This window comes from bacterium (genome assembly GCA_040755795.1).
GTDB lineage: Bacteria > UBA9089 > CG2-30-40-21 > CG2-30-40-21 > SBAY01 > JBFLXS01.
On record JBFLXS010000612.1, the window covers coordinates 1 to 1784 of the forward strand.

The following is a 1784-nucleotide window of genomic DNA, read 5'->3' on the forward strand; positions in this document are numbered from 1 at the left end:
GGATTTGATATTACCCCACCTAAAATACTCCATACCCCACTGACTAAAATTGGTATGTTAGGAAACAAGGTAGTTATTAATGGGACGATTACGGATGGAACCTGGGTTGATAAGGCATTATTATATTATGGCACGCAAACGCCTGAAATTTGTGGCACGATGACTGCTGAGCCAAATTCTATCTATTCTTATTCTATCCCAGGAGATGTAGTTGGGAGCGAGGGAATCACATATCAAATATATTCAACCGATGCACTAAATGCTACCATAACCCAGAGGTATAAAATAGAAGTCTGCTTAACTACCGAAGGAACAATTACCAATCAGGGTGGCACTATTACTATTGTAGATGGCAATCCTGAAGATGGGGAGACAAAGATTACCATCCCTGAAAATGAGATGGCACCTGAAGGAGGCACTGTTTCTATTACTCAAAAACCGGTAGAAGAGGCCCCTGAAGCTATTGGAAATTTCCTGATAAAAGGTGATAAACCAGCGGTATTCTATGAATTTAACGCACCAAAGAAAGAATTTAAGAATAAAATCACCATCACTATGCTTTATTTAGATGTAGATAATGATGGTTACGAAGATATTACAGGGCAAGATGAGCGAACATTGAAGGTCTTCTATTGGAATGATAGTAAAAAGGAATGGGAATTAATGGGTGGGGTAATCGACCCGATTAAAAATACCATTACCATTGAAGTGCTCCATCTATCTGAATTTGCCATCTTTCCATCTAAAAAGCCAGCGGCTAAAAGATTATCTAAGGTATTTGTTTATCCTAATCCATGCTATCCAGGCCGCCATGGTTACCAACTTACATTTGCAGAATTAACTACGAATGTAACGATTAAAATATTTAGTATAACTGGGGAGTTAGTTAGAACATTAGAAAAGAATGATATTGGACAGGAAAAGAGTTGGGATTTAAGGAATGATGCCTATGAAAATGTCGCCAGTGGAATTTATATCTACTTAGTTATTGATAATGATACAGGGGAGAAAGTTACTGGTAAATTGGGAGTCATCAGGTGAACAGTATACCGATAACCGATTACTGATTACATAGGAGATGAGAATTATGAATAGAATGAAACCATTATTGGGTTTGATGTTAGTCGTAATTATGGTATCAAGTGCTCATGCAGCCTGGATTAGTTATACAAGTAACAATAGTAAAATTGTCACAGAGCAACAGGCTATTACTCAAAAGCCTCAAATCTCTCATAAATCTCCTCAGCCACTGGAATCGCCACAGGTAGAATTAGTTAAATTGGTAGATAAGACTGAGATTTTACCTGAGGGAACGATTACCTATACCATTATTGCCACTAATTTCGGGACAAGTTCTATTACAGATATTAGCTTTATTGATGCTGTCCCCTCTTATACTACCTTTGGCGAGGCAGGTGGTTCAGGAACGATTACTTACTGTCATGATGGTGGTGGAACGAACTTTGATAATGATAATGTTCAACCAGTAAGTCATGTAAGATGGAGCATACCTGAAATTTCTCCTTCAGGTAGTGCAACTTTTATTTTAAAAGTAAAGGTTAAATAAAAACTTGCGGGTAATAAAAATAATAGACTTCTGCAAAATGAGAATTTCGGTGGTGTCTGAAAATAACTCATCTATGCAGATTTGGTGTCCAAAAGGGGATAAGGAGATAAGAGTGATATGGAGATAAGATAATAGAAATAGATTGAAATTTATAGAAATAGGTAGAAATTGATTGTGGAAAACAACAAATTTCCATAAATTTCTATTAGTTTCTACT

The 1784-nt window shown here is 36.5% G+C and carries 3 protein-coding genes; 2 read left to right on the forward strand and 1 reads right to left on the reverse strand.

The genetic code is table 11. The features are described 5' to 3' along the window. A partial coding sequence (locus tag AB1414_20220; protein MEW6609740.1) for a T9SS type A sorting domain-containing protein occupies nt 1–1041 on the forward strand: 1041 nt, incomplete at its 5' end. A gap of 46 nt (nt 1042–1087) precedes the next feature. Further along, nucleotides 1088–1567, forward strand: coding sequence for a hypothetical protein (locus AB1414_20225; GenBank protein MEW6609741.1), 480 nt, complete (start codon nt 1088–1090; stop codon nt 1565–1567). A gap of 67 nt (nt 1568–1634) precedes the next feature. Here AB1414_20225 and AB1414_20230 read toward each other — a convergent pair whose 3' ends face one another. Continuing rightward, nucleotides 1635–1763, reverse strand: coding sequence for a hypothetical protein (locus AB1414_20230; protein ID MEW6609742.1), 129 nt, complete (start codon nt 1761–1763; stop codon nt 1635–1637). Between the last annotated feature and the right edge of the window lie 21 nt (nt 1764–1784).

Bases quoted from the DNA above. Each gene is read 5' to 3' on its own strand.
- AB1414_20225 (MEW6609741.1), top strand. From the start codon at position 1,088: ATGAATAGAATGAAACCATTATTGGGTTTGATGTTAGTCGTAATTATG.
- AB1414_20230 (MEW6609742.1), bottom strand. From the start codon at position 1,763: ATGGAAATTTGTTGTTTTCCACAATCAATTTCTACCTATTTCTATAAA.